Source organism: Pseudogemmobacter sp. W21_MBD1_M6, from assembly GCF_052119585.1.
Classification (GTDB): domain Bacteria; phylum Pseudomonadota; class Alphaproteobacteria; order Rhodobacterales; family Rhodobacteraceae; genus JBGQOJ01.
This window is the reverse complement of record NZ_JBGQOJ010000037.1, coordinates 1-22,581: the sequence shown is the minus strand read 5'-3', so window position 1 is coordinate 22,581 and position 22,581 is coordinate 1. Positions and strand designations below refer to the sequence as shown.

Sequence of the window (22,581 nt, the reverse complement as noted above, 5' to 3'; positions counted from 1 at the left end):
GTCACAGGTGGCCGGATACCCCGGAACAGGTGGCCGGATGTTGTCGGAATGGATGGCCGGATCCTCCGGAATACGCACAGAGCAGGGTGTCATCGAATATTATCCCAATGAAAACATAAAACGGCAGTGGCAAAATCAGGCCTACCGCCGGGTTTCGTTTTCCGAGACCTACGCAAAGGCCGATTGGTGCATGGCGCTGGATGGTGACGAGTTTCTTAACGTGCATGTCGGCAATGGAACAGTGCAAGACCTGATCGTTGCCTCTGGTGATGCCGATGAAATCTTGGTGAACTGGCGGATGTACGGGGCGAACGGGCATCGAAAACTAAGCGAAGCGCTGGTGGTGGAACGTTTTACGGCGACGGAACCGAATACCTACATTCAAGAAAATGTGCGCGGTTTCAAATCCTTGTTCCGCTCAACACTTTTCCAGCGTCCGGGCATCCATCGCGCCAAAGTGCCGGTTAAGGAAGACTTCATTGTGAAGAACGGGTCGGGGCTGCGGGAATCGGAATTCGAGATCCTGAAGTGGCGTAGCAAAGACCCTTTGCAGCGAAAATTTGCACAAGTGAACCATTATGCGATCCGCGACGCCGAAAGCTTTCTGATGAAATCCCATCGCGGTAGCGCATCGCACCCCGATCGGGTTTTGGAAACAAGATACTGGCGTAAGTTCGATGCAAACGATGAACAGGACGCTTCTTTGGCGAATAAATCCTTGGAAATTTGGCAAAAGATGCGCGAACTGGATCAATTGTCCAAGGGGCGCTTATTGTTGCAAAGAGAGAAATCCATTGCGATCTGGCGAGAAACGCTGGCAGGAATTCTTGCGACTGAGCATGGCAGACGCCTGTACGACGACCTTGTCAGCGGAGTTTGATACGGTCTTAACCTAGCCGCGTTGAAGACAGGCCAGAACCGGCCTTAACGCATCATAAAGCCCCGCCCGTTCGCCGGCCGTCAGAAACGCCCCGATCTCGACCTCGCGACCGTTGCCTTTCAGTGTGACGTAGTTCTCGACCGGACCGCCTTTTTCCAGCATCTGAACCGACACCCAGTAGGGGTTCGCCTGCCATGTCTGATCGGGTGCCCTTGGGTTGTGGCGGATCAGGGTGATGCGGTCGGGCCAGAGCGTCAGCTCTTCGAGGATCGCGCCGTCCTGATAGCTGCGGTTCAGCGCATACCAGACGCCACCGACGGCCAGCATGATGAAAGGCAACAACCCCCATAGAATAGGAGAGCCCACAGCGATCAGCAGCGGCAGCGCCACAAGCGCCGATGTCGCGCCGATGAACCAGACGAATCCGCGTTTGGGCAGGGAGCGGTAGGGCCAAAGGTGCAATTCGCAAATCGGTGCACCGCTGTTTCTGGCGGCACAAGAAAGGGCCCCGGAATAATCCGGAGCCCTGTTTGGTGGTGTGACCCATTCAAGGGGCATATGTCGTGCCTCATCTAGTGCGAGTGTTGCTTGTCCCAGACGTCCTGCTTGACCAGTGTCTCGAACGTGTGCTCGGGGGGTGGGCAGGGCAGGGTCCATTCCAGAGTATCTGCATACTCGTTCCATGGGTTGTTCACGTTGACCTTTTTACCGGCCAGCAGTGTGTATGCCAGAACGCCGATGAAGAAGAGGAACGACGCGAAGGCAAGGAACGCGCCCCAGCTGGAGACATAGTTCCAGTAGGCGAAGGCCTCTGGGTAGTCGATGTAGCGACGTGGCATGCCCTGACGGCCCAGAAAGTGCTGGGGGAAAAATGTCAGGTTGGCGCCGATGAACATCATCCAGAAGTGCAGCTTGCCTGCCCATTCAGGATACATGCGGCCCGACATCTTGGGCAGGTAGAAGTAAATACCCGCAAAGATGCAGAACACGGCACCAAGGCTCATCACATAGTGGAAGTGCGCGATCACATAGTAGGTGTCGTGATAGGCGCGGTCGATGCCGGCCTGCGACAGAACCACACCTGTGACACCGCCGACGGTGAACAGGAACAGAAAGCCGAACGCCCAGAGCATCGGGGTTTTGAACTCGACCGAGCCGCCCCACATCGTTGCGATCCACGAGAAGATCTTGATGCCGGTCGGCACCGCGATCACCATCGTGGCCAGCATGAAGTAGGACTGCTGCGTCAGCGACAGACCGACCGTGTACATGTGGTGCGCCCAGACGACGAAGCCCAGAACACCGATCGCAACCATCGCATAGACCATCGGAAGGTAACCGAAGATCGGCTTTTTCGAGAAGGTCGCGATGATGTGGCTGATGATGCCGAAGCCTGGCAGAATGATGATGTAAACCTCGGGGTGACCGAAGAACCAGAGGATGTGCTGGTACAGGATCGGATCGCCGCCACCGGCCGGATCAAAGAAGGTGGTGCCAAAGTTCCGGTCGGTCAGCAACATGGTGATCGCGCCTGCCAGAACGGGCAGGGACAGCAGAATCAGCCAGGATGTGACGAAGATCGACCAGGCGAACAGCGGCACTTTGTGCAGGGTCATGCCGGGGGTTCGCATGTTCAGGAACGTGGTGATCATGTTGATCGCGCCAAGGATCGAGGATGCCCCCGAAACATGGACCGCGAAGATCGCCAGATCCATCGACATGCCGCCTTCGCGGACCGACAGGGGCGGGTATAGAACCCAGCCCACACCCGAACCGGCCTGACCGTTGCCGCCCGGTGCCAGCACCGAACAGACAGCCAGCGTGGTGCCTGCGACATAAAGCCAGAAGGACAGGTTGTTCATCCGCGGGAACGCCATGTCCGGCGCGCCGATCTGCAACGGCATGAAATAGTTGCCGAAACCGCCGAAAAGCGCCGGAATCACGACGAAGAACATCATCAGGATGCCATGTCCGGTGATCAAGACGTTCCAGAGATGACCGTTGGGGGTACAATCGCCCACTGCCGCAGCGGTAAACCGCGCGCCTTCCAGGCACATGTACTGAACGCCGGGTTCCATAAGCTCCATCCGCATGTAGACCGTGAAGGCCACAGAGATGAAGCCGACAAAGCCGGATACGAAGAGGTATAGAATACCGATGTCTTTATGGTTTGTGGACATAAACCAGCGGGTAAAAAATCCCCGTTGATCGTGTCCCTCGTGGCCATGTACGGCTGCGTCCGCCATGTGGTGCCTCCTAAGGTTCCCAGATTATAGACCGGAAGAGTCACCCCGACCGGTTCGTTCCCAGCATGTTCTAGTGCGCTATTCGCCTCTGGGCAATGATCCACGCCGCCGCAGGGTGGAAAAAATTGACGCAGGGCATTGTATTTAGCAAGGAGGAGGCACCGCGATCCAGCGGACACGCCTGCGGCGTGACGTTATTTGTCTCGGGGCCTTGTGGCCCCTCGGGGTTTTCGCCTGCGGCGGGCGAGTATTTTTTCCGAGAAGAGGGAGAAAGATTTTTTCATGCGCGGCCATGGGTTCAGCCAAAGACCTGCCGAAATGATTTCTGCAGGGCGACATCAACGTCGTTCATCGTGACCGGCAGGCCCAGATCGACCAGCGATGTGACGCCGTGTTCTTTGATGCCGCAGGGAACGATTCCGTCGAAATGCGAGAGATCGGGTTCCACGTTGATCGAAAGTCCGTGGAAGCTGACCCATTTGCGCAAGCGGATGCCGATAGCGGCAATCTTGTCCTCGCGCGGGGTGCCGTCGGCGTTCGGTGCCTTGTCGGGGCGGGCGACCCAGACGCCGACGCGGCCCGTTCTGATTTCGCCTTTGACATTGAATTCGGCCAGGGCGGCGATGATCCACGTTTCCAGATCCTGAACGAACCGGCGCACATCGCGGCCGCGATTGCCCACATCGAGCATGCAATAGGCCACGCGCTGACCCGGCCCGTGGTAGGTGTATTGCCCGCCGCGACGGGCCTCAAAGACGGGGAACCGCGTGGGATCGGTGAGATCCTCGATCCGGGCGCTGGTCCCTGCGGTGTAAAGCGGGGGGTGTTCCAGCAGCCAGATTGCCTCGTCGGCTGTGCCTGCGGCAATCGCTGCCGCGCGGGATTCCATTTCGGACAGCGCGTCCGGGTAGGGGACAAGCCCGTTGGAGGTTAGCCAGGTCACCATGAATTCGCGTACTTTCTGCGATATTGGGCATTAGCGGTATTTTCTTCTTAGAAAACATCCGATGATATGAGACAATTAAGCGAATTATAAATCTGTCTCGCATTTTAGGGAGTGATGCAATGATCACCAGACGTTTTCCCGCAGCCTGTATTGCCATGAGCCTTGCCCTGACCCCTGCCACCCGTGTCGCTGCGGATGCGGGCGATCTTTTGGGCGGCTTGATTGTCGGCGGCCTGATCGGTGGCGCGATTGCCAACGAGAACAACAAGAAGCGCACGGTCAGAACGACCAGCACCAAACGGGTCGCATCGAAGCCCGGAATTTCAACCGCGACACGGGCCGCAAACCGCGAGGTGCAAACCTCGTTGAACTATTTCGGGTATTCCGCAGGGACGCCCGACGGCGTCATGGGGCGCAATTCGCGTACGGCGATTTCGCAGTATCAGGCGACATTGGGATATGCGCCCACCGGCCAACTGACGCAATACGAGCGTGATTTTCTAATTTCGTCCTACCAGCGCGCGATGGCCGGGGGGGCGGCGACGTATCAGGCGATCGCGGCGAACCCGCAAGGGCCGCGCGGGCTGTTGCTGGACTATCGCGATCAGGCTGCGGGCGTTGTTGCCCAGGCACCGGTTGCCCCTGTAGCCGAAGCGCCTGCAGTGATGGCCTTTGCGGCAGTGCCAGAGGCACCTGCATCGAGCGGGCTGCCGAATTTCATGGGGGCAAGTGCGGGGCTGTCCCTGGCGTCGCAGTGCAACAAGGTCAGCCTGTTGACCAATTCCAACGGCGGATTCACCACCGAGGCCGCAATGACCGACGCGGGATTCGCCCTGAGCGAGCAGTTCTGTCTGGCGCGCACCTATGCGATCGCGCAGGGAGAAGACCTTGCCAGCAAGATTCAGGGATTCACATCGGACCAGATCGCCCAGCAGTGCGAGGGCATCGGCTCGGCGATGCAGGATCAGGTTGCCGCAGTGTCGCTGAAGCCCCGCGATCAGGTGATGCAGGATGTCAGCGCCTTTGTCCTGTCGACGGGCATGTCGCCTGCGCAATTGAGCGGGACGGCGAAAATCTGTTTGTCGGTCGGCTATCGCACGGACAATATGGATGTTGCCATCGGGTCGGCGCTGATGCTGGTTGTGCTGGGCGAACCGGTTTACGCGGAATTGCTGGGGCACCATCTGGGGCAGGGCTTTGGCACCAGCACGCGTAGCGACCTATCGCTGGCGTGGTATTCCCTTGGTCTGGACGCGATCAGCAACGGGGCTGTGCCCGTGTTTGCCCCCGGTCAGCCAGAGCGGAACAGTTTGATTCGCAAGGCGGCCTATCAGGTGGGCGGGGTTTCGGATCCGGCGGCGGCTCAGGCCGGGGCAGCGCCGCAACCTGTGGGCATGCCTTTGTTTGCGGTTCCAGTGAAATAGCGGGCTTTCGGGGGGCGGGTCTGCGGCCCTCCGAAGTATTTTACCGGCGCCCGTGATTAGCGCGAAAAACATGCTTCACATCCCCGGATCGCTGCGCTAAGACACGCCAGACTACCAGATTACGTGCGGTCGTGGCGGAATGGTAGACGCGCAGCGTTGAGGTCGCTGTGGGGTAACACCCGTGAAAGTTCGAGTCTTTTCGACCGCACCAATTTAGAGTAGTAAGACATTGTTTTTATTGGGTTTGAAAAATAGCCCACCTCAAAGACCCCCAAGGCACCCCCCACTAGCCAACAGGCTGTGGGGGGTATTTTTTTTGTAGGATTCGGTCACCTCGCACCCGCCTTTCTGGCACCATAGAGCGCCAGCCTTGTTTCGACGCCCTCCAGAACCCCTTCATTGAGCATCAGCGCAGCCCTTTTCGGGTCGCCTTGCGTCACAATGAGTATGGCGGCAATCGTGTGTTCGAGAGTGACCATGATCTCGGCCATGCTGTCCTGCGGATCGCGACCGTCGAGGATCGCGTGGATGGCTGCATTCGCGCGGCGGCTGTCTTTTGATGGAAATGTCACGCCGCACCATCCAAAGACAGCCGCCGCGCGTTGAATGCGTCTAGGGCGGCGTCAAAACCAAATGTGCATGACTTCCCGTCGATAAATGCGCTCGTCAGGTCACAGATTCTATCGTGCCATGCATATGACAGCAGCACCTGCGTCTTGGCCGCTAACGCTTTGGAGTGGGTTGTGGCGTCTCTGTGAAGCGCCCGCGCATACCGCTTGCCTTTTTCGGTCAGATTTGCGCGGTAGCTGTTGCTATTCGGCTTCGTGATAAGCCCATGTTCGCGCAGGATTGCCACCTGTGTTGAACCGCCAGTATAGCCAACCGCATATTTCCTGATGTCATCATTGACGACTTCGCGCGGCGTCATGCTTCCAAAATTCGCATAGCCGTGGACGCGGGTGATTTCCTCGTCGCTGATGATCTTTTCCGGGGAGTTATTCATATCTTTGGCTCCAATTCGGATTTGCCGCATCGAACGCCGAATGGCTAATTGCCCTGGTTGCCACGGTGCCGACGGCGATGGCCAGCATCAGTGCGCCGATCACAAGGACAACGTCGCGACATGTCCAGCCCGAGCGGCCTGCCGCAAGATTGTGCACGGTGCTGTCGTGCCGCAGCTCTTCAAAGATGACGCGCTTGGCCGTATGGCCGCCGCGTTGATCATAGCGGGTCATGCGTTACCGCCTTGCGCGGCACCATTGACGCACTGCATGTGATTGGTCGATCTGTCATTCGAGCGCCTCGAGCACCTCGACCGTCACTACTGGATCAACAACGCCGTCGTTGATGGTCAGGGTAATTTTGTGGGTGTCTAGTTTATGTCTTTGGGTGGTCGCATCATCCGAGATGTTATGCCCGAAATACAGCGTCACCGTCTCGACCTTTGGGGTTGGTTTGACGCGGTAGGCTATAGAGCTGTTCCAGCCCGGGACCGCATCCTCCCACCCGCGGTACATATACGCTTGATAAGGTCCGCCGTGATCACGCAAGGCTTGCTGTGTCGCTTCATCAAGCAGGCCAATCGGGGTTTTGATTGCGGTTAGGTCTATTGGTTCGGGTTTGGGTTCTGGTTCTGCGCGGGATACAAGGGACCACCCTATTGTATCAGCGCTGTATCCGCATCCATCATCAAAGATCACACCGCCAGCGACGACTGATGAAACTGTGCATTTTTTCTGCAATATGGGGTGGCTCAGGACGTCCCTAGCCATCACGTCCAGATCTCGCAACGTTTTTCCATTGGTCATTTCTCACGCCTCATTGTAATTTTTTCATTACAGGTCATTTCGCGGCCGCCTTGCGTCTTGTGCGTGCGTGATACTCTGTCACCCCTCGATTGCATCTGACTGAATTGCGGCAATTGCATCACTAACCATACTGTCCTTCATCTCGCACCAGTCTGGTGTGTTGCTGGGGTCATCGATGGTGCGGCTTGGGTTTTTATGTGTGCAGGTGACGTTGATGCGAAACGCGCAGTAGGTGCATGACGCTCGGAGACCGCCTTCTTCGTGGTGGACAACTGGTCCGAACGATCTGATTGGTTTTTTCACTTTTTTAACCTTCTTTGGAATCGGGGGATTTTAGTATACAATGATGTTTCTTCACCCGCCTCTATTTTTTGGACGAAATGATCGACGCTTCAGGCGCTCCACCCCGTCCATCTGGTCTCAGCTCGATCCGACGCGACAGGGCATTTGCCGTGATTTCTCCCGTGCTATGGCTCCAAAGAAGCGCAACATCATGCGGGTCAAATTCCGCAGAGCCTTGGCGTGATAGGTAGTGCGCAATGGCTTGCTTGATCCCGGCCGCATCGATGCTGATCTCTTTTCTGTCTTTCACACTTCGCTCCTCATTTTGATTTTGCCCTTCCCCGGCGTTCGCCGTGCGCAGCCGATCGAACAGCACACGGCGCTGCCGTCAGCGCGCATCCAGCCGTAGGGGTGGCTGTTTCCAGCGATCGTCGGGTCCTGGGCGTGCAGCGCGAAGGTTCGGCCGCACGTCGCGCAGATTGCCTTGTCACTGAGCGTTCCCGCTTGCGCTTCAGTCATTGACCGCTCTGAAGTGTTATTCATGCTGCCTTCACCCCTTTCTCGATCCACTGTTCGACTTCGGCGACTTTCAGAAATGACATGACGCCGCGCTTGTAGATGGTGAGTTCGCCGCGCTGGGCGGCGCGGTATGCTGTGGCTTTGTGGATGCCGAATGCCTCATGGACGTGGGCCATGCGGACATAGATTTGCTGTGCTTTACTCATGGTAATACTCGCCTTTCCGTTTAGTTCTGGTTTTCGACGGCGCGGTAGATGCCGTCGCTTGAATTACCGGTTTTGATCACCACTGTGGTATGGGCTGCATTGGCGATGGCCTTGTTTGCCAAGGTGGCAAGCAGTCCAGTAGCGGCGCAGATGGCAGCGATCTTTGCCCAGAATACTGCGCCGTCGATCAACTCTGTGCGGCGGTCCTGTGCCAGGGTTTTGCCGTTGAGTGTCTCAAGGGGGTGCGGGCGCGCTTGCGGGCGGTTGCCTTGAGTGGTGACGCGCGCCCCATCAGCTGGCTTTGCCCGCTGAAACTGAATGACTTTTGCAGAATGCCCGACCGTCAGGTGGCGGTGGCCTTGGCCGGTCACGATATGCATTCCAGCACCCCTATGTCCGAGTTCGTGGCAAAGGTGGCCGCGATGATCCAGATGTATGGGGCTTGGTGCTGGCTGCGTGCGTACGCGGTTATGCCATGTAAGGTGACCTCAAATCTGTCGCCGTGGTCGCAGCAGTAGATGCCACCTGTCTCAATCACCTCATTGGCAATCGCGTCTGGCTGATCCTTTCGGTCAAGACGATCAAGGTTGATCAGAAAGGCAAACAGCCGGTCGTGGAGCTCGGTGCTCAGTCCGAGCAGTCTAGTCGGTTCTGTCTTTGTATCGTCGCGATGCATGTCGGTTCCTCCTGTGTCGCATGGAGGACATTATGGATAAAAAATCCATTGGTCAAACATATTATGGAGAAAAAATCCATTGAATGGAACGTATGGGGAACGTAAGTTTTATGAAATGGAGGGTTGTTCTTTGGGCGGTTACGGAGTTCTCACATTCCTAGTGCTGGTGCTGACGAGGCTGCCGTTCGTTACGCCACATGCAGCTTGGAGGCTAGTTTCTGTTGTTTTCCGACATAAGAATGGCAATTAGATCGGAATGTAATTCGCGTGGCACGTCAGTCAGGTCATTCGCGTAGATAAAATTAAGTCCGAACCCATAAATGTGGTATATTCTCTCGGCGACAGCGATATCTAGCCCGGCTTCTCCTTTTTCAATTTTTGTCAGCGAGCTTCGGTCGAGCGCTATTGCGTCGGCGAACTCGGCTTTGGTGAGCTTCAGTGCTTCTCGGATGGCGTGAACTCTTAGTGCTACCCGGTCTTTTCTGCTCTCTCGTGGAATCATGTTGTTTGCTATGTTTTTCATACCGTCACAGTTACCCCCTGTGGAGAAATTCTCCATTGACTTGTTTCCCATCTTGACGAATGGAGAAAACATCCATTATTGATCTTGGAATGGATCATTTCTCTTCTGTTTGCCCGTTGATTTCGCAGTGGCCGAGCCGCAAAGGTTTGGCTGAAGACCTTGGTGTGACTGTGGATCGTGTTCATAAGTGGGCACAGGCAAATGCGATACCAGCTAAGTATCATTACGATCTTCTTCGCGCTGCTAATCGGCGTTCGATCCCTTTGACCGCAGAAGTTCTTACTGAGATGCATCGGCGTGCTCCTAATAGCGATTGCGAGGCAAGTCGTTGAAATTGAATTCCCCTCATTTTTGCTGCGCCTGTTTCGGACGCCAAGGAAACGAGGTTTCGAGTGGCTGACCTTGTGACGCGGGGCATTTTCGATGGGTTGGTTCGCCGCGCTGGCGGTGTCGAGGTTGTCGCATCGGTGCTCGAGGCGCGGTATGGCACCGGCTGCAAGGGCACGATTTCGAAGATGTGCGCTGGGCATTTAGGCGTGACCGTCGATGCGGTGGTTGCGCTGGAGGATTTCCTTGGGGTTTTCCCGATCACCGGCCGCATGTTCGAGAGGACCGGCCGTGAGGGGGTGCGGCACGGTTCACTGCATGAGCTGGCGGCGCAAAGTACGATTGCGAGCGGTCAGGCGCATGCCGCACTGATCCGTGCCTTCTCGCACCTGAGTGATTATCCGGCGGGCCTGACGGATCGGGAGCGCGCGGACGTGATCTCATCGATGCGTGCCGCGCGCCAGATCATCACCGACATCATCGAAACGGCGGAGGCTTACAAATGACGCCGATGCCGTCCGCCTTTGGTGAATCGATGCTTGCGGGTGGCGATGCGCGGCGGGCTGCTTGGCATGGCATCCTATTTGGGTTGCGAGACCTTCTTGAAATCGTAGCCCTCGAACGTCAGGACGTTCTGGAGCGGGCGCATCCAGGCGGGGATAACGAGGCGTTCGCTGTCATCGTAGTGCCCGAGTGCGGCGATGGCATCGTTGAACGCCTTTGCGTCGACTGCACGCAGGATGGGCGGCTCTTCCCTGGCGATTATCGTCATTTGTGCTTCCACGAATTCGATAGTTTCGGGGCTTGGGTTCGTTTCCTGGGCGATGCGCGCGAGCAGGGCGTAGTATTTTTGCTGAAGGGTCTGGTGTTCTCTCGCACGGCCAGAGAGGTCAAGTGCGAGATGATACGCGCCGATGATCACGACGGCGGCTCCGATGTACATGGTTTCGACTCCGAACGGCACCACTGTCTGGACAATGATTGCGGCACCGAGTGCAACAACGCTGAAGCTGAAACATCGATCCATTGCCTCGAGCCACCGGCGTCGGGCAGCTTGGTAGAGGGCATTTCGCATGGCCCTATGCGCAAGTGCAGCTGCTTCGTTGTTCATTGTAGGCTTCTTTCGTTAGCTTCCGTTGCCGTGTTCACCCTCACGATATTCGACTCCTTTTGGGCGTTTCTTAGGGGGTTGATAGGCACTGCTTGGCGCTGCGAACGTCGGGCGGTTCCGAGGCCATATCGTCGCATGCGACGTCGTGCAATAGTGTCTGGCTCTCCTTTAGGGGTGTTTGGCTCTCCTTTAGGAGTGTCTGGCTCTCCTTTGGGTCGCATGAGCGCACACGATTTCTCCCTGTTGTCAAAATCTATCGGAGGTGCGGCATGAGCCACAGAGCCGTTAACTGGGCGCTTGAGCAGCGCCACCTCAAGCCGGGGCCATGGGTTGTTCTGCTGCAGCTGGCGGACCGCCACAACAAGGACACACGGCAGGTCAGCCCGCACCAGCACACCCTCGCACACGACTGCAATATGTCCCGTTCGACGGTCAATTTACATCTGGCCTATCTCGAGGAAATTGGTCTGATCCGGCGCGTTCAGCGGCAAAATCCGGTCACGAAACAGCAATTGGCGACGCACTATATTTTGTCTCTCGATCTGGATAATCCACCAGATGTCGATAGTCCCGTGTCCGAAATTCGGACACGGGAAAATGAGGACCAAAGCAAGAACATCGACGATTCCCGTGTCCGAAATCCGGACACGGAGCCGTGTCCGAAAAACGGGCAATCCCGTGTCCGGATTTCGGACACGATGAACCTTGTAAGAGAACCAGAAGAAGAAGAGCGTGCGCGCGCACGCGAGGAAAAATTATTTTCTGATTTTTTTAGAGAGCTGCTGCTGGTGGTCGGTTTCGCGGAGAATGCCGAACTTCCGGCTTGGTGGGATGGCCAGCATGCCGAGCGCCACGTTCAGCGCTGGATCGATGATCTCGGCCTGACCGAGGATCGCATTCTCGAGGTTGCTGCGCAATTCCGACGGGAGAAGCCATCCCGGCCACAGGGCCCGAAGGCGCTAGATCGGGCAATGCAGCGGGCGGTTCGATCGGCACGGGGAAAATCGAAGGCTGCGACGACCTCGTTTGCCAACCTCGACGCCCAGCTGGTGTTTTTCGCGGATTGGGTCAAATCGGATCGCTACTTGCCGAGCAACGCGGTCAGCAGCCGGATCGCGAATGATTTGGTTCAGCGCGGCTTGGTCTCGGCGGACCGGATGCGGTTGCGGGGGGTGATCTGATGGCGGCTTTTGGCGTTGAGCTGACCAATGGGGGCGGCACGAGGTTCGGCGACGTTCGTGTGTCTGTGGATGCCGCTGGTGGCAGCTGCATGGTTGTTTGCGACCGGATCGGCTTCCAGGCGCGGCGGATGAGCTTGCACAGCCTGGATAAAATTCTGGGGGCGTGTGCGGAGCAGCGGGTGCGCTCGCATTCGGACCCGTTGGCTGCGGACATCGTTCGGGCGTTGTCGTTCGCTGTTCAATGCATCCAGCAACATTCTTCGCGGCATGATCGCCGCGGGCGGCCCTGATGGCTGCGCGTCCGATCCGGGCTTGTCCAACATCGGAAACGATGCGCCGGCACGAAGTTGCTGAACTGCTGGGCGTGTCGGTTCGGACGATGGAGGGCTGGGCGCAGAAGGGCGGCGGGCCCGCGTTTCGGCGCATTGGTCGCGATGCGCTGTATCTGCGTTCGGACGTGGATGCCTGGTTTCTCGAACAGCCCACTTTGGGCGGATGTGACGCAAGGAGGCACGGTTGATGGATCACGGCCAGGAACATCGAACCGACCCTGATCGGTTTACGCTACATGAGCTGATTGGCGAGGTGCGGCGCGAAGTCCGTATGCGCCGATCGGTTTATCCGAAGTGGGTCCGCGCTGGCCGTATGGAGCGCGTTGAGGCGGATCGTCAAATCGATTTGATGGTTGCTGTCGAGCGGCGTCTGACAAAAACGGCAGGGATGTGAGTGATGGCTGACCAGATCAGGATGACCTTGAGAACGATGGATCCCGATGGTCAGGTTGTTGAAACCGCGCCATTTACTCTGCCTATGGCTACAACGACGTACAAATGCGCGTCATCCCGAACGCTGGCGAAATCCAGCGCATGGAGGACTGCATCCAATGGCTGCTTTGGTTGAGCCCGGACGATGCAAAAATCGTCTGGATGCGCGCAGAGGGGTGCCGATGGAAGCAGGTGTGCTGGCGTATTGGCGTTGTTCGCTCGACTGCGCACCGGCGCTGGGCGGCCGCCTTGTTGACGGTGGCGAAGCGGATTGAGAGGGAGCATGGGCGGCGCAAGGCCAAGAAATTATGACTTATGGTCACATTCCATCGCTTTCGCGGCAACAGTGATCTTCCGGTTAGTAGTCCCGAGCCCTACCGTTATCATGTCCAGCGTACGGCGGTTCCGAAACCCGCCAGATTGATTACATTGTTATCGAAATGCGCCTCGAATTGGCAGGACACCAGCGCATCCGCACCCAGACGTTCGGCATATCTTCGTAATCCTTCCTTGCATTTGTCCAAAGCTTCATTGAGGTGTGGCCCTCCCCTGAACGCGCTGCTGGTTGAGATGCCGACGGCAGCAATCGTATCTAGGATTTCGTGTGGCCCGTCGGGCGGTGCGGTCGAGACCGTGATCTTCATTTCGAATCCTTTCTGGGAAATGTGCTACGGAAATCAATCGGTTCACCCGATGTTTTCGTAGGCTTATCATCCGATATGTTTATATCATCTGTTATGATTTTACATTTCACACGTTAAGGGTGTAAAGGTATTCGGCGATTTTTTTTAGAAGAACTGCTCTTGTTCTGTATCCATCTGGATACCTTTGGCCGTTGACATGACCGGTGAAACCTAAAAATGGCCCCCTAATGCGATGACGCATTCAGCCTTATCCGGCGGCCATCCTCTAGGTCATGCTGTATCAAGGACCAGTGGCAGGTCAACTGATATGCTTGGCCCGCAAGCAAAGTGTTCGGGCCTACACCTCCTTACTGACCAGCGATCCCGACAATGCCTAATACGGCAGCATCGACGCCCGAGGTAATCGTGCCGGTGTTCACCGCTCCCAAGGCTGTGGTGGACACATCCCCGACCAAGCCATTCACTGCCAGCAACGTGTTCTGGATCGAGCCGTTCACCGCAGAGGCGTTGCTGGCCACGTTCAGCACCAGCGCACCGGTATCCGCGGACCCGCCGATCTGGGTCATCGCAGCCGAAATGGCCCACGTAGTCGAGGTCCTGGCCTCATCCACCGCCGAGTTCACACCAAGCGTGATCTCGCCCGTGTTCACAGCCCCCAATGCCGTCGTCGCCATGTCGCCAAGATCGAGCGTGGGAAGGGTGAATTCCGTCGCCGTAGCCGCACCAGCAACAGCCTCAGCCGTTGCAGAGGTCATGCCCGTTATGAGGTTAGTGATCGAGCCGTCGATGGTCGTGGAAATGGGGACTTGATATGTCTCAGTGCTTGTCACTGCCTCTACATAAACCAGTGCGTTTGTCAGCGGGGGGTCTGTGTCATTAAACTGACCAAGCAGAATCCCGTTCACCCCAAAAAGGGAGTATGTGTCCCCCGTAGACCAATTCCCATCGGACGCTTGCACGCGCCCATCTGCGAAAAGATTCAAATGGTCCGTGAGCCCAGTATTCCAGACTGGTAATGTTGTACTTCCAGAGACTGGAAAATCACTACGGAGGAGGTCATATGAATTCCCGTTTGAGTCTGTAATGGTAGCAACGACTTCTCCAGGAGATCCTGCAGAAAAATCAGATGCCACGCTTGACAAAACGTCACGAGATTGGGTCTCACTCAGGAGAACGCTTTCCGCAATGTTCGCGTAAAATCCGTTGATCTGTGCGAGTTTTGGTGCGCCATCAATCTGACCGAGCACGCGCTCGAGGACAGACTGCGCCGAAACGCTGCTCGAAGCAGCAACCAATGCCGCAGAACAAACCATGATGCGACGCATCTACATGACATCCTTTTTTTTATTGCGATTTCGCGTATCAGCGTTTTTTTCGCGCGTATCGCGAAAAAATGAGAAAGATCGAAAGAGTTTCGATTACGCCATTCGATAAAATTACAACTTTGCACATACAGACCACTGCCCCGGACGCCTGGGGTCAAGGCGCGGATCGTGGCCGAGAGCGTGAAGCCCAGGGCGAGGGTGAACGGGGTTGCTGCGTGGTATGGGCTTCGGGCAAACCATCTTTCGGAATGGCGCAGTCGGGCGCGTGATGGTTGGCTTGTTTTGCATGCAGCCGAGGATGTTGGCTTTTGTTTGCGCCGATCGTGGTGTCGGATGACGGCGGCATAAAGAAGGCCCGCCTGGCGGCCGCTACGCAGCAGCGATAAGCGTGGGGACCGCCGACACATCGACTTCGCGTGAAGCGTGCCAAGCATCATAGGCACCCTGCATCCTGATCCAGAACAGGGGTGCTGTCCCGAACATCTTTGCTAGGCGCACTGCGACCTCAGGGCTGACTGGTTTACGTTCAGCGAGAATGTCATGAAGGTGCTGGCGCGAGATACCGAGCATTTGCGCGATCTCGGTCTTGGATTTGCGTGTTGCAGGGATCACATCTTCTCGAAGTATTTCACCCGGATGCGTCGGGCAGCGGTCTTGGTTGCGGCTCATCTGCGCCTCCTAATGATATTGCTCGAAGTCCAGAACATGGGCGTCACCATCTCTGAACTCGAATGTGATGCACCATGGTCCCTTCACATGGCCTGTATAGCGCGGTGGATTGTAGCCTCTAAGCGCGTGGAGCTCAAAACCGGCAAGGTTCATGTCGTCTTGTGCAGTAGCGGCATCGAGGGCGTCAAACCGTCGCATAATCCGCGACTGAAGGCGGGCGTCAATCCTGGATTTTTCTGATTCCCATAGGGCTTTCAGCTGCTTGTTTGCGAAGCTCTTTATCATGTGGGCTTGTGGCCCAACCGCTTACATGCGTCAACAGTTGGCTTACATAGGGTCGCGGACTGCGCGCGGAACATGCGGGAATGGATTGACGGCGCAGCCGTTCGATTTTTTTTTACGCTCTGCCTACGCAATACCACGCTCTGCCCGCGTAATTCCTACCGAAGATTGCGCAGGACAAAAGCGGGCGGTTTGGTTTAGTTTTTAGATACGATGGCGGAAGAGCATGTGGTTCTGCCGCAGCCCCCCCTGCTTTGGGTCCTCCCTGGCTCTGATCGTATGTGGGTGTGCTTTGCGCGCTAAGTCGCTAGTGACAAATAATTTTTCTGGGTTCGCACTGTTGGGTTCGCATCTTTGGGTTCGCAGGGTTCGCAGCGCTCACGCTTCTAAAAACCTATACCTCCCTCAACTGCCCGGCACTTAATTGTGTCGGGTATTTCTCACTGGAGTTCGCCGTTGAAGATCGAGATGATGCCGCCCGCACGCCTCGTGCCCTACGCGCGGAACGCCCGGACGCATGACGACTGGCAGGTGGCGCAGATTGCGGCGTCGATCGCTGAATTCGGTTTTTGCAATCCAGTTCTTGCCGGTGCTGATGGTGTGATCATCGCTGGGCATGGCCGGATTATGGCGGCCGAACGGTTGGGGTTGTCTGAGGTTCCGGTGATCATGCTGGATCATTTGTCGCCGACACAGCGGCTTGCCTTGCTCGTCGCTGACAACAAGATTGCCGATAATGCAGGCTGGAACGAGGCTCTGCTTTCCTCCTTGTTGGCCGAACTTCGGGACGAGGCCTTCGATCTGGACATTCTTGGGTTTTCGGACAGTGAGCTGGACGATCTTTTGGCTGATGCCGATCTTGATCACGATCCACCACCGAGTTTTGGGGATCCGGATTTCGTTCCGGAGGCCCCGCCTGCACCGGTGACTGAGACCGGCATGGTTTGGTGTCTTGGCAAGCACCGCGTTATTTGCGGGGATTCTACGTCGCGGGCCGATGTGGAGCGCCTTTGCGGTGACAATCCAGTCGACGCGTGCTGGACTGACCCGCCCTATAACGTGAATTACGAGGGCACTGCTGGCAAGATTGCAAACGACAACATGGGGTCGACGGAGTTTCGTCGGTTTTTGATCGGGGCGTTCGGCGCTGCCTTCGCCGTGATGCGCGCTGGCGCTCCGATGTATATCGCGCATGCGGATACCGAGGGTTTGAATTTTCGAGCGGCGTTCCGCGATGCGGGGTTCAAGCTTTCTGGATGCCTTATCTGGGTCAAGCCTTCGTTGGTTTTGGGCCGATCGGATTACCAATGGCGGCACGAACCAATACTTTACGGGTGGAAGCCTGGCGCGGCGCACAGTTGGTACGGCGGTCGGGCAAATACCACCGTGCCAAAGTCGGATGCTTCTCCGATCCGGATCATGCCGGACGGCACGATCCAGGTGGATGTCGGGGACCAGACGCTGGTTGTGTCTGGTGAGAAGCTCTCGATCGAGGCGCACGATGGATCGATCATTCGGGCCGATAAGCCGTCGCGCAGCGCGGATCACCCGACCATGAAGCCGGTGGGCTTGATCTCTGGCATGCTCGAGAATTCGACCAAGCGCGGTGATGTGGTGCTGGATATCTTTGGTGGTTCCGGTTCGACGTTGATTGCTGCGCATAAATTGGGGCGCATCGCGCGCCTAGTCGAGTTGGACGCCAAGTTTTGTGATGTGATCGTGCAGCGCTGGCAGACCTTTTCCGGCGAAACGGCGACGCTTGAGGGGGATGGCCGGTCGTTTGACGAGGTGAGAAAGATCAAATGCAAAGCCGCCTAATGTCGTTGGTCGAGGCGGTTACGAATGTATTGGTCGGGTTTTTGGTGGCGTTTGGCGTTCAGGTTGTGACGTTTCCTCTTTTAGGGATCGAGGCGCGGACTGTTGATCACTTCATGCTGGGCGGTGTGTTTACCGTGGCGTCTGTTGTTCGATCCTATGTTATTAGGCGGGGGTTTGAGAAATGGCGTCAAGAAGGCCGAGGTCACTTCGATATGCGACCGGAAATGTCAGGACGGTTATCCATCGCACGGAGACGGCAGCGGAAGTAATTGGGGCGTTGGTGCCCGGGCAGCGGATAACGGGGCTTACGGCTGGTCAGTTTTCGTCGATTGATGCGATGGAGCATATGATCGACGAGCTTGGCCCGGCAAAGGTTCGGGTGTCGACTTGGACGACCGGTCTGTATGATGTGACGCGCGCGGGTAAAATACGCACAGACGGGCGCATTACGGATATCCGGATGCTCTTGGACCGTGGCACATTCGAGAAAAGCCCGAAATTCGCGGGTCCATTGATCGAGGTTTTGGGGGCGGATGCTTTCCGGTGCCTGTCTGTGCATGCCAAGGTGATCATCGTATCTGGCGCCCGCGGCGCGGCCGTGATGCGGTCCTCCATGAATTTGAACAAAAACCTGCGGACCGAGCAGTTCGATATCGATGTCGATGATGCGGTGGCAGAGTTTTACTCCGACTGGTTTGATGCGCTGTGGGACGAATCCGGTCGAACTATGGATAACCGTCGGATCATTCAGGCGGTTTATGATCGGTTCCGTAATCTGCCTGCGGAGGCGCTCAAACAGAAAAATCCGCCAGTATCGGAGCGGCGGGTTAAAAAGGAGGATGTCTATCTGACTGCGGCTGATCTGGTAGCTCTGATCGGAGACTAGTCCTCTGGGGTTCCATATGGCTGAATGTCAAGGGCGACGGCCGCGCAGGCCAGCCTGATCCGCCAGTCCGATACATCGCTTGATCTGGTGATCCCTGCGGCGGTGACCGCCCTGATGACCGCGGGCAGCGTTACGCTCGATGTTGTGCGCACGGACGTGCAGCCCGATCTGCATTTGGGCTTTGCGCTCGATATCCCGGTGATGATGCCGGTCACCCGGGGGCTCTGATCATGGCGGACAGCATCGAGGTGCGGCAGGCAACAGGCCCGATCCGCGTCAGGGTCTCTGCGCATGCGCCTGTGGCGGTCCGCATCCTGACGGTCCCCGTTGCTGTGCGCGTGTCGGGCACGCCGGGGCCGGATGGCGGGGTCGGCCCACAGGGCGACAAAGGCGATCAGGGCGCGCCCGGCATAACCCTTCTTCCAACTGAAACACCGATAAACGGAGGCTTTTTCTGATGGCCAACACGATACAGCTCAAACGCCGGGTGTCCGGCAATGCCGGCGCGCCCACGGGGCTCAAATCCGGCGAGGCCGCGCATAACGAGGTCGACAACACGCTCTATGTCGGCAAGGGCGATGACGGGTCCGGCAATGCCACGGCCGTGGTGCCTTTGGCGGGCAGCGGGGCCTTTCTGGCACTGAGCGGCACCCAGACGGTTGCTGGCGCCAAGACCTTTTCCACCGTCCCGAAATCGAGCCAGGATGCCAGCGCCACCACGGATCTGGTGCGCAAGTCGCAATTCGATGCGGGGCTGGCCACAAAGGCGGCCGCGTCGCACAGCCATGCGATCTCCGAGGTGGGCGGGTTGCAAGCGGCGCTCGACGGCAAGGCGGCCACCGCGCATGGGCACGCCATCTCCGATGTGACCTCGCTGCAGACGACATTGAACGCCAAGGCGGCGCTGGCCTCGCCCGCATTGATCGGCACGCCCACAGCGCCCACCGCCCTTGCGGGGAACAATACCACCCAGATCGCCACCACCGCCTTTGTGCAGGCCGGGCTTGCCGGTCTGGGCGCAGGCGACATGCTGAAATTGGTCTATGACGCGGATAACGACGGCAAGGTCGATGCGGCCGAGGTGGCAGACGCAGCTCCCTGGACGGGGATCACCGGCAAGCCGTCAACCTTCCCCCCTGCGACCCACAGCCATCCGACCAGCCAGGTGACGGGGCTCGATGCCGCCCTTGCGGCCAAAGCCCCGCTGGCCTCGCCGGCGCTGACCGGCACGCCCACCGCACCCACGGCCGTATCCGCGACCAATACCACGCAGCTGGCCACAACCGCATTCGTGCAGGCGGTGGTGTCCGGTCTGATCTCCGGTGCCCCCGGTGCGCTCGACACCCTGAACGAGCTGGCCGCAGCCCTTGGCGATGATCCGAACTTTGCCACCACGGTGACGAATGGCCTCGCCGGCAAGCTCGGCGCGGCCAGCAACCTGGCCGATCTGACCAATGCGGCCACCGCCCGGGGCAACCTCGGGCTGGGCAGCCTGGCGACACAGGCCGCCAGCAATGTCGCGATCACCGGTGGCAGCATTGCCGGCATAAGTTTTGATGGCGGGACCTTCTGACCGCTGCAATCACCCATTCCCCCCTGGCTCGGATGAGCCCATGAACAGGAGGCCATATGGCCATTAAGATGAAACGCTCGGCGGTGGCGGCCAAGGTGCCGACCACCGCCCAGATCGAGCTCGGCGAGCTTGCCGTCAACACCTATGACGGCAAGCTCTATATGAAGAAAAACAACGGCACTGACGCCATTGTCGAGATCACGCGGGCAGCGGCGACTCAGGCCGAAGCCGAAGCAGGCACCGACACCATCAAGGTCATGACGGCCCAGCGGGTAAAGCAGGCGATCTACACGTTCAGCCCGCCCCCCGTGGTGATCGAATATCTGGTCGTGGCGGGCGGCGGGTCGGGCGGCGGCGCCTACTATGCAGGGGGCGGCGGTGGCGGTGGGGTGCTTGCAGGATCACTCACCCTGCTCGCGGGGGAGGCCCTCTCCGCCGTGGTCGGCGCGGGTGGCGCGGCCCCTCTGCCCTTGGGCGGCGTCGGGACCCGTGGCGGGAACTCCAGCCTCGCCACAGTGGTTGCCACCGGGGGTGGCTATGGTGGTTCGTACACCGGGGCAGCACCCGCAAGCGGCGGGTCTGGCGGCGGCGGCTCTCTCTACCAGTATTCCGCCGGTAGCTTTGGCGCGGGGATCGCCGGACAGGGCAAAAACGGGTCAATCGGGGCAAACAACTCGGGCGGCGGCGGTGGCGGCGGCGCAACTGTCGCGGGCGGGCCCAGCTCTGCCGGTCGAGGCGGCACGGGGGGCGCCGGGTTTACCTCGGACATCTCCGGCACTCCCCAGGTCTATGGGTCCGGCGGCGGTGGCGCGTCCTACACCTCCACACTCCCCGGCCTTGCGGGGGACAACGCAGGCACCGGCGGCTACAGTCCCGCGGGGGCTGCAACAAGCGGCGTCGACGGGTTCGGTGGTGGCGGTGGTGGTCAGCGTAACGACGATGATTCCGGGTCCGGTGGCAGTGGCGTGGTCATTGCCCGCTACCCCGGTTCTCCCACCCTGACGGGTGGCACGATCACCGAAGTCGGCGGCTACACGATCCATACATTCCTGTCCTCCGGGACGCTTGCCTACTGACGGGGGCCCGTAATGGCAAAATTTGCACAAATCGACGGCACACTGGTCACAAATGTGATCCTCGCTGACGCCGCGCACGTCGCCACTCTGAAGGGCGTCTGGGTGGAAGAAACCGGGTCCACCGGCCTGGCCCGCTCCGGCATGGCCTATGACCCGGACACAGGGGTATTCCAGGCGGACGCCCCCTATACGGAGGCTGACCACCTGCACGACCTGCGAAAAACCATGGTCTGCTCCCGCCTGCAAGGGCGCCTCGTCCTCGGCCCGGACACCTGTGCCGCCCTCGATGCAATGGCCGAGGATCCAGACACGCTCTGGGCGATGCGCGAGACGATCAAGAACGCCGGCGACTGGCGGCGCCTAAGCCCGTCGATGGACGAACTGGGTTACCTACTGGGATACTCGCACGAGGCCATGGACGCGCTGTTCAAACAGGCCATGGCGATGCAGGTGTGATCTGCCAGTATTTTTGGAGGCCCCCCAAAAAAACGCAATCCACCCAAATCAGGCCCTTCGGCTCCGGCTGGGGGGCCTCTTTGCATTTTCGGTCTCAGATTATTCCCTCGGATATTCACGCGCGGTGTGGGAACGTGGAAAAATCCAGGTGATCTTCAACCAGTCGAATGTTCCATGCTGATTGGCGGAGGGGGGACTTCCAACTGGCAAGTCTGCTTCAGAAGGTCTTCACTTAAGAACCGTATTGTTCCAAGCAAAGCAAGATACTTGCTGTCATTTCTAAATTCTTCAACAGAATCTGGATAGAGATCGAGCAGCAATTCAGTCAAATGATTCAGTTGTGATATGTAGTTCCTGAACTTTGGCGAGATGGTGCCGACTTCCTCATCCTCTTCCAGCGTTATAGTAACCATCAATCCCTCCCTAGATAAATTAAACCTAACGACGTGTATATCAGCTTAAAAATGTCAACATGATAAATTAGATCAAAAACTAATGTGATTCGTCAAGGAGCAAAAACTCAGTATTGAACCGTTGACTTGACTCGAGATTCACACAGTTTTTGTAGCTGATTTTTATACTGTTGAGACGGATCAGACCATCCGCCGAGAGGTTGATTTTCTTCCATTGATTGCGCGTGGCGCAATGTGCCAGACGGGTAAGTAACTGTTCCATCCCGCACGTTTGCATTGACGAGCGCCGTCTGCCACTCTTCATCGCGCGGGCGACACTGCGCGAGTTGATCGCGGGGCTGGAAGCACGCGCAATGGGGGATGCTGCGCGATGATGTTATCTCTGCACAAGAACGCGACGACGACCCCAGCAATACGGGCGAAGATTGCAGCCAGCGGCGAACCGGCTTCGGTGCTGGCTGCACGCTACAGTGTGACGCTCGACACCATTTATCGCTGGCGGGGGCGGACCAGCTTTGAGGATCGCTCGCACACCGCGCATCAGTT

Annotated in this window: 34 protein-coding genes, 1 tRNA gene and 2 pseudogenes; 19 read left to right on the top strand and 18 right to left on the bottom strand. The window is 57.9% G+C overall.

Going from position 1 to position 22,581, the window contains the following annotated elements; all coding sequences use genetic code 11:
• A pseudogene (locus ACEN2R_RS19730) lies at nt 1-880 on the top strand (hypothetical protein); the annotation flags it as partial.
• 12 nt (nt 881-892) lie between these two features.
• On the opposite strand, the gene ACEN2R_RS19725 reads toward ACEN2R_RS19730, so the two are convergent.
• The 3 genes from ACEN2R_RS19725 to lipB all read right to left on the bottom strand — a co-directional run bounded on the left by ACEN2R_RS19725 (nt 893) and on the right by lipB (nt 4,096).
• Complete coding sequence (locus ACEN2R_RS19725) at nt 893-1,438, bottom strand: DUF2244 domain-containing protein (protein WP_442044511.1); 546 nt, start codon at nt 1,436-1,438, stop codon at nt 893-895.
• Between the two features lie 14 nt (nt 1,439-1,452).
• The gene (ctaD, locus tag ACEN2R_RS19720) at nt 1,453-3,126 is read right to left on the bottom strand and encodes a cytochrome c oxidase subunit I (RefSeq protein ID WP_442044510.1); all 1,674 of its coding nucleotides are present in this window, start codon (nt 3,124-3,126) and stop codon (nt 1,453-1,455) included.
• Nucleotides 3,127-3,424: 298 nt separating this feature from the next.
• Nucleotides 3,425-4,096: a lipoyl(octanoyl) transferase LipB gene (lipB, locus tag ACEN2R_RS19715; protein WP_442044514.1), complete on the bottom strand. Its 672-nt coding sequence runs from the start codon at nt 4,094-4,096 to the stop codon at nt 3,425-3,427.
• 95 nt (nt 4,097-4,191) lie between these two features.
• Here lipB and ACEN2R_RS19710 point away from each other — a divergent pair, with 95 nt between their 5' ends.
• Together ACEN2R_RS19710 and ACEN2R_RS19705 are read left to right on the top strand one after the other, a co-directional pair.
• Nucleotides 4,192-5,496, top strand: coding sequence for a peptidoglycan-binding domain-containing protein (locus ACEN2R_RS19710; protein ID WP_442044508.1), 1,305 nt, complete (start codon nt 4,192-4,194; stop codon nt 5,494-5,496).
• A 125-nt stretch (nt 5,497-5,621) separates the two neighbouring features.
• Nucleotides 5,622-5,707 (top strand) — tRNA-Leu (locus ACEN2R_RS19705).
• A gap of 118 nt (nt 5,708-5,825) precedes the next feature.
• Here ACEN2R_RS19705 and ACEN2R_RS19700 read toward each other — a convergent pair.
• The 9 genes from ACEN2R_RS19700 to ACEN2R_RS19660 form a co-directional block, all read right to left on the bottom strand.
• Nucleotides 5,826-6,068, bottom strand: coding sequence for a hypothetical protein (locus ACEN2R_RS19700; protein WP_442044506.1), 243 nt, complete (start codon nt 6,066-6,068; stop codon nt 5,826-5,828).
• Entirely contained in the window at nt 6,065-6,499 is a 435-nt protein-coding gene (locus ACEN2R_RS19695; RefSeq protein ID WP_442044505.1) for a hypothetical protein, read from the bottom strand. The genes ACEN2R_RS19700 and ACEN2R_RS19695 overlap by 4 nt, the downstream gene beginning before the upstream one ends.
• A complete protein-coding gene (locus tag ACEN2R_RS19690) occupies nt 6,492-6,731 on the bottom strand; it encodes a hypothetical protein (RefSeq protein WP_442044503.1) in 240 nt (79 codons plus the stop codon). Before ACEN2R_RS19690 ends, ACEN2R_RS19695 begins: the two co-directional genes overlap by 8 nt.
• A gap of 54 nt (nt 6,732-6,785) precedes the next feature.
• Nucleotides 6,786-7,304: a hypothetical protein gene (locus ACEN2R_RS19685; protein WP_442044501.1), complete on the bottom strand. Its 519-nt coding sequence runs from the start codon at nt 7,302-7,304 to the stop codon at nt 6,786-6,788.
• Between the two features lie 364 nt (nt 7,305-7,668).
• On the bottom strand, nt 7,669-7,962 hold the full coding sequence (locus tag ACEN2R_RS19680; protein ID WP_442044499.1) for a hypothetical protein: 294 nt from the start codon (nt 7,960-7,962) through the stop codon (nt 7,669-7,671).
• A 163-nt stretch (nt 7,963-8,125) separates the two neighbouring features.
• A complete protein-coding gene (locus ACEN2R_RS19675; RefSeq protein WP_442044497.1) occupies nt 8,126-8,311 on the bottom strand; it encodes a helix-turn-helix transcriptional regulator in 186 nt (61 codons plus the stop codon).
• A 20-nt stretch (nt 8,312-8,331) separates the two neighbouring features.
• A complete protein-coding gene (locus ACEN2R_RS19670) occupies nt 8,332-8,691 on the bottom strand; it encodes a hypothetical protein (protein ID WP_442044495.1) in 360 nt (119 codons plus the stop codon).
• A complete protein-coding gene (locus tag ACEN2R_RS19665) occupies nt 8,679-8,987 on the bottom strand; it encodes a hypothetical protein (protein WP_442044494.1) in 309 nt (102 codons plus the stop codon). The genes ACEN2R_RS19670 and ACEN2R_RS19665 overlap by 13 nt, the downstream gene beginning before the upstream one ends.
• Nucleotides 8,988-9,198: 211 nt before the next feature.
• Complete coding sequence (locus tag ACEN2R_RS19660) at nt 9,199-9,546, bottom strand: helix-turn-helix transcriptional regulator (protein ID WP_442044492.1); 348 nt, start codon at nt 9,544-9,546, stop codon at nt 9,199-9,201.
• Nucleotides 9,547-9,902: 356 nt separating this feature from the next.
• On the opposite strand from ACEN2R_RS19660, the gene ACEN2R_RS19655 reads away from it, so the two are divergent.
• Nucleotides 9,903-10,343 (top strand): hypothetical protein, encoded by a 441-nt coding sequence (locus tag ACEN2R_RS19655; RefSeq protein ID WP_442044490.1) that lies wholly within the window; start codon nt 9,903-9,905, stop codon nt 10,341-10,343.
• A gap of 74 nt (nt 10,344-10,417) precedes the next feature.
• On the opposite strand, the gene ACEN2R_RS19650 is transcribed toward ACEN2R_RS19655, so the two are convergent.
• A complete protein-coding gene (locus ACEN2R_RS19650; RefSeq protein WP_442044488.1) occupies nt 10,418-10,948 on the bottom strand; it encodes a hypothetical protein in 531 nt (176 codons plus the stop codon).
• 269 nt (nt 10,949-11,217) lie between these two features.
• On the opposite strand from ACEN2R_RS19650, the gene ACEN2R_RS19645 reads away from it, so the two are divergent.
• The 5 genes from ACEN2R_RS19645 (at nt 11,218) to ACEN2R_RS19625 (ending at nt 13,205) form a co-directional block, all read left to right on the top strand.
• Nucleotides 11,218-12,129, top strand: coding sequence for a helix-turn-helix domain-containing protein (locus ACEN2R_RS19645; protein WP_442044486.1), 912 nt, complete (start codon nt 11,218-11,220; stop codon nt 12,127-12,129).
• Complete coding sequence (locus tag ACEN2R_RS19640; protein ID WP_442044484.1) at nt 12,129-12,419, top strand: hypothetical protein; 291 nt, start codon at nt 12,129-12,131, stop codon at nt 12,417-12,419. Before ACEN2R_RS19645 ends, ACEN2R_RS19640 begins: the two co-directional genes overlap by 1 nt.
• Entirely contained in the window at nt 12,419-12,649 is a 231-nt protein-coding gene (locus tag ACEN2R_RS19635; RefSeq protein WP_442044482.1) for a helix-turn-helix transcriptional regulator, read from the top strand. Before ACEN2R_RS19640 ends, ACEN2R_RS19635 begins: the two co-directional genes overlap by 1 nt.
• Complete coding sequence (locus tag ACEN2R_RS19630; protein WP_442044481.1) at nt 12,649-12,855, top strand: hypothetical protein; 207 nt, start codon at nt 12,649-12,651, stop codon at nt 12,853-12,855. Before ACEN2R_RS19635 ends, ACEN2R_RS19630 begins: the two co-directional genes overlap by 1 nt.
• Nucleotides 12,856-12,926: 71 nt before the next feature.
• Nucleotides 12,927-13,205, top strand: a complete 279-nt coding sequence (locus ACEN2R_RS19625; RefSeq protein ID WP_442044513.1) for a DUF6362 family protein — start codon at nt 12,927-12,929, stop codon at nt 13,203-13,205.
• A gap of 71 nt (nt 13,206-13,276) precedes the next feature.
• Here the strand turns inward: ACEN2R_RS19625 and ACEN2R_RS19620 are convergent, their stop codons facing one another.
• On the bottom strand, nt 13,277-13,537 hold the full coding sequence (locus tag ACEN2R_RS19620) for a hypothetical protein (protein ID WP_442044479.1): 261 nt from the start codon (nt 13,535-13,537) through the stop codon (nt 13,277-13,279).
• 347 nt (nt 13,538-13,884) lie between these two features.
• Nucleotides 13,885-14,367, bottom strand: a complete 483-nt coding sequence (locus ACEN2R_RS19615; RefSeq protein WP_442044477.1) for a hypothetical protein — start codon at nt 14,365-14,367, stop codon at nt 13,885-13,887.
• A gap of 663 nt (nt 14,368-15,030) precedes the next feature.
• On the opposite strand from ACEN2R_RS19615, the gene ACEN2R_RS19610 reads away from it, so the two are divergent.
• Nucleotides 15,031-15,210, top strand: a complete 180-nt coding sequence (locus tag ACEN2R_RS19610; protein ID WP_442044476.1) for a hypothetical protein — start codon at nt 15,031-15,033, stop codon at nt 15,208-15,210.
• Between the two features lie 21 nt (nt 15,211-15,231).
• Here ACEN2R_RS19610 and ACEN2R_RS19605 read toward each other — a convergent pair whose 3' ends face one another.
• Both ACEN2R_RS19605 and ACEN2R_RS19600 read right to left on the bottom strand, forming a co-directional pair.
• Nucleotides 15,232-15,531: a HigA family addiction module antitoxin gene (locus tag ACEN2R_RS19605; RefSeq protein ID WP_442044474.1), complete on the bottom strand. Its 300-nt coding sequence runs from the start codon at nt 15,529-15,531 to the stop codon at nt 15,232-15,234.
• 9 nt (nt 15,532-15,540) lie between these two features.
• Complete coding sequence (locus ACEN2R_RS19600) at nt 15,541-15,816, bottom strand: type II toxin-antitoxin system RelE/ParE family toxin (RefSeq protein WP_442044472.1); 276 nt, start codon at nt 15,814-15,816, stop codon at nt 15,541-15,543.
• Between the two features lie 453 nt (nt 15,817-16,269).
• Between ACEN2R_RS19600 and ACEN2R_RS19595 the strand changes: the two genes are divergently transcribed.
• The 8 genes from ACEN2R_RS19595 to ACEN2R_RS19560 all read left to right on the top strand — a co-directional run bounded on the left by ACEN2R_RS19595 (nt 16,270) and on the right by ACEN2R_RS19560 (nt 21,622).
• Entirely contained in the window at nt 16,270-17,631 is a 1,362-nt protein-coding gene (locus ACEN2R_RS19595) for a site-specific DNA-methyltransferase (protein ID WP_442044471.1), read from the top strand.
• The gene (locus tag ACEN2R_RS19590) at nt 17,616-17,900 is read left to right on the top strand and encodes a DUF7220 family protein (RefSeq protein ID WP_442044469.1); all 285 of its coding nucleotides are present in this window, start codon (nt 17,616-17,618) and stop codon (nt 17,898-17,900) included. The genes ACEN2R_RS19595 and ACEN2R_RS19590 overlap by 16 nt, the downstream gene beginning before the upstream one ends.
• 77 nt (nt 17,901-17,977) lie before the next feature.
• A complete protein-coding gene (locus ACEN2R_RS19585) occupies nt 17,978-18,517 on the top strand; it encodes a hypothetical protein (RefSeq protein ID WP_442044468.1) in 540 nt (179 codons plus the stop codon).
• A gap of 24 nt (nt 18,518-18,541) precedes the next feature.
• Nucleotides 18,542-18,745 carry a hypothetical protein gene (locus tag ACEN2R_RS19580; protein ID WP_442044466.1) on the top strand — a complete coding sequence of 68 codons (204 nt, stop codon included), beginning with the start codon at nt 18,542-18,544 and terminating at the stop codon, nt 18,743-18,745.
• A 2-nt stretch (nt 18,746-18,747) separates the two neighbouring features.
• The gene (locus ACEN2R_RS19575; RefSeq protein WP_442044464.1) at nt 18,748-18,975 is read left to right on the top strand and encodes a hypothetical protein; all 228 of its coding nucleotides are present in this window, start codon (nt 18,748-18,750) and stop codon (nt 18,973-18,975) included.
• Entirely contained in the window at nt 18,975-20,090 is a 1,116-nt protein-coding gene (locus tag ACEN2R_RS19570) for a head decoration protein (protein ID WP_442044462.1), read from the top strand. The genes ACEN2R_RS19575 and ACEN2R_RS19570 overlap by 1 nt, the downstream gene beginning before the upstream one ends.
• 56 nt (nt 20,091-20,146) lie before the next feature.
• Nucleotides 20,147-21,166: a glycine-rich domain-containing protein gene (locus ACEN2R_RS19565; RefSeq protein ID WP_442044460.1), complete on the top strand. Its 1,020-nt coding sequence runs from the start codon at nt 20,147-20,149 to the stop codon at nt 21,164-21,166.
• 12 nt (nt 21,167-21,178) lie between these two features.
• Nucleotides 21,179-21,622: a hypothetical protein gene (locus tag ACEN2R_RS19560; protein ID WP_442044458.1), complete on the top strand. Its 444-nt coding sequence runs from the start codon at nt 21,179-21,181 to the stop codon at nt 21,620-21,622.
• Between the two features lie 155 nt (nt 21,623-21,777).
• On the opposite strand, the gene ACEN2R_RS19555 is transcribed toward ACEN2R_RS19560, so the two are convergent.
• On the bottom strand, nt 21,778-22,035 hold the full coding sequence (locus tag ACEN2R_RS19555; RefSeq protein ID WP_442044456.1) for a hypothetical protein: 258 nt from the start codon (nt 22,033-22,035) through the stop codon (nt 21,778-21,780).
• A gap of 370 nt (nt 22,036-22,405) precedes the next feature.
• Between ACEN2R_RS19555 and ACEN2R_RS19550 the strand changes: the two are divergent.
• Nucleotides 22,406-22,581 (top strand): annotated as a pseudogene (locus ACEN2R_RS19550) (IS481 family transposase); the annotation flags it as partial.

Excerpts from the sequence above, each read along its gene's own strand:
- ACEN2R_RS19725 (WP_442044511.1), bottom strand. The coding sequence starts at position 1,438 with ATGCCCCTTGAATGGGTCACACCACCAAACAGGGCTCCGGATTATTCC.
- ctaD (WP_442044510.1), bottom strand. The coding sequence starts at position 3,126 with ATGGCGGACGCAGCCGTACATGGCCACGAGGGACACGATCAACGGGGA.
- ACEN2R_RS19710 (WP_442044508.1), top strand. The coding sequence starts at position 4,192 with ATGATCACCAGACGTTTTCCCGCAGCCTGTATTGCCATGAGCCTTGCC.
- ACEN2R_RS19695 (WP_442044505.1), bottom strand. The coding sequence starts at position 6,499 with ATGAATAACTCCCCGGAAAAGATCATCAGCGACGAGGAAATCACCCGC.
- ACEN2R_RS19690 (WP_442044503.1), bottom strand. The coding sequence starts at position 6,731 with ATGACCCGCTATGATCAACGCGGCGGCCATACGGCCAAGCGCGTCATC.
- ACEN2R_RS19685 (WP_442044501.1), bottom strand. The coding sequence starts at position 7,304 with ATGACCAATGGAAAAACGTTGCGAGATCTGGACGTGATGGCTAGGGAC.
- ACEN2R_RS19675 (WP_442044497.1), bottom strand. The coding sequence starts at position 8,311 with ATGAGTAAAGCACAGCAAATCTATGTCCGCATGGCCCACGTCCATGAG.
- ACEN2R_RS19670 (WP_442044495.1), bottom strand. The coding sequence starts at position 8,691 with ATGCATATCGTGACCGGCCAAGGCCACCGCCACCTGACGGTCGGGCAT.
- ACEN2R_RS19665 (WP_442044494.1), bottom strand. The coding sequence starts at position 8,987 with ATGCATCGCGACGATACAAAGACAGAACCGACTAGACTGCTCGGACTG.
- ACEN2R_RS19660 (WP_442044492.1), bottom strand. The coding sequence starts at position 9,546 with ATGGAGAATTTCTCCACAGGGGGTAACTGTGACGGTATGAAAAACATA.
- ACEN2R_RS19650 (WP_442044488.1), bottom strand. The coding sequence starts at position 10,948 with ATGAACAACGAAGCAGCTGCACTTGCGCATAGGGCCATGCGAAATGCC.
- ACEN2R_RS19645 (WP_442044486.1), top strand. The coding sequence starts at position 11,218 with ATGAGCCACAGAGCCGTTAACTGGGCGCTTGAGCAGCGCCACCTCAAG.
- ACEN2R_RS19640 (WP_442044484.1), top strand. The coding sequence starts at position 12,129 with ATGGCGGCTTTTGGCGTTGAGCTGACCAATGGGGGCGGCACGAGGTTC.
- ACEN2R_RS19635 (WP_442044482.1), top strand. The coding sequence starts at position 12,419 with ATGGCTGCGCGTCCGATCCGGGCTTGTCCAACATCGGAAACGATGCGC.
- ACEN2R_RS19630 (WP_442044481.1), top strand. The coding sequence starts at position 12,649 with ATGGATCACGGCCAGGAACATCGAACCGACCCTGATCGGTTTACGCTA.
- ACEN2R_RS19620 (WP_442044479.1), bottom strand. The coding sequence starts at position 13,537 with ATGAAGATCACGGTCTCGACCGCACCGCCCGACGGGCCACACGAAATC.
- ACEN2R_RS19605 (WP_442044474.1), bottom strand. The coding sequence starts at position 15,531 with ATGAGCCGCAACCAAGACCGCTGCCCGACGCATCCGGGTGAAATACTT.
- ACEN2R_RS19600 (WP_442044472.1), bottom strand. The coding sequence starts at position 15,816 with ATGATAAAGAGCTTCGCAAACAAGCAGCTGAAAGCCCTATGGGAATCA.
- ACEN2R_RS19590 (WP_442044469.1), top strand. The coding sequence starts at position 17,616 with ATGCAAAGCCGCCTAATGTCGTTGGTCGAGGCGGTTACGAATGTATTG.
- ACEN2R_RS19585 (WP_442044468.1), top strand. The coding sequence starts at position 17,978 with ATGATCGACGAGCTTGGCCCGGCAAAGGTTCGGGTGTCGACTTGGACG.
- ACEN2R_RS19580 (WP_442044466.1), top strand. The coding sequence starts at position 18,542 with ATGTCAAGGGCGACGGCCGCGCAGGCCAGCCTGATCCGCCAGTCCGAT.
- ACEN2R_RS19575 (WP_442044464.1), top strand. The coding sequence starts at position 18,748 with ATGGCGGACAGCATCGAGGTGCGGCAGGCAACAGGCCCGATCCGCGTC.
- ACEN2R_RS19570 (WP_442044462.1), top strand. The coding sequence starts at position 18,975 with ATGGCCAACACGATACAGCTCAAACGCCGGGTGTCCGGCAATGCCGGC.
- ACEN2R_RS19565 (WP_442044460.1), top strand. The coding sequence starts at position 20,147 with ATGGCCATTAAGATGAAACGCTCGGCGGTGGCGGCCAAGGTGCCGACC.
- ACEN2R_RS19560 (WP_442044458.1), top strand. The coding sequence starts at position 21,179 with ATGGCAAAATTTGCACAAATCGACGGCACACTGGTCACAAATGTGATC.
- ACEN2R_RS19555 (WP_442044456.1), bottom strand. The coding sequence starts at position 22,035 with ATGGTTACTATAACGCTGGAAGAGGATGAGGAAGTCGGCACCATCTCG.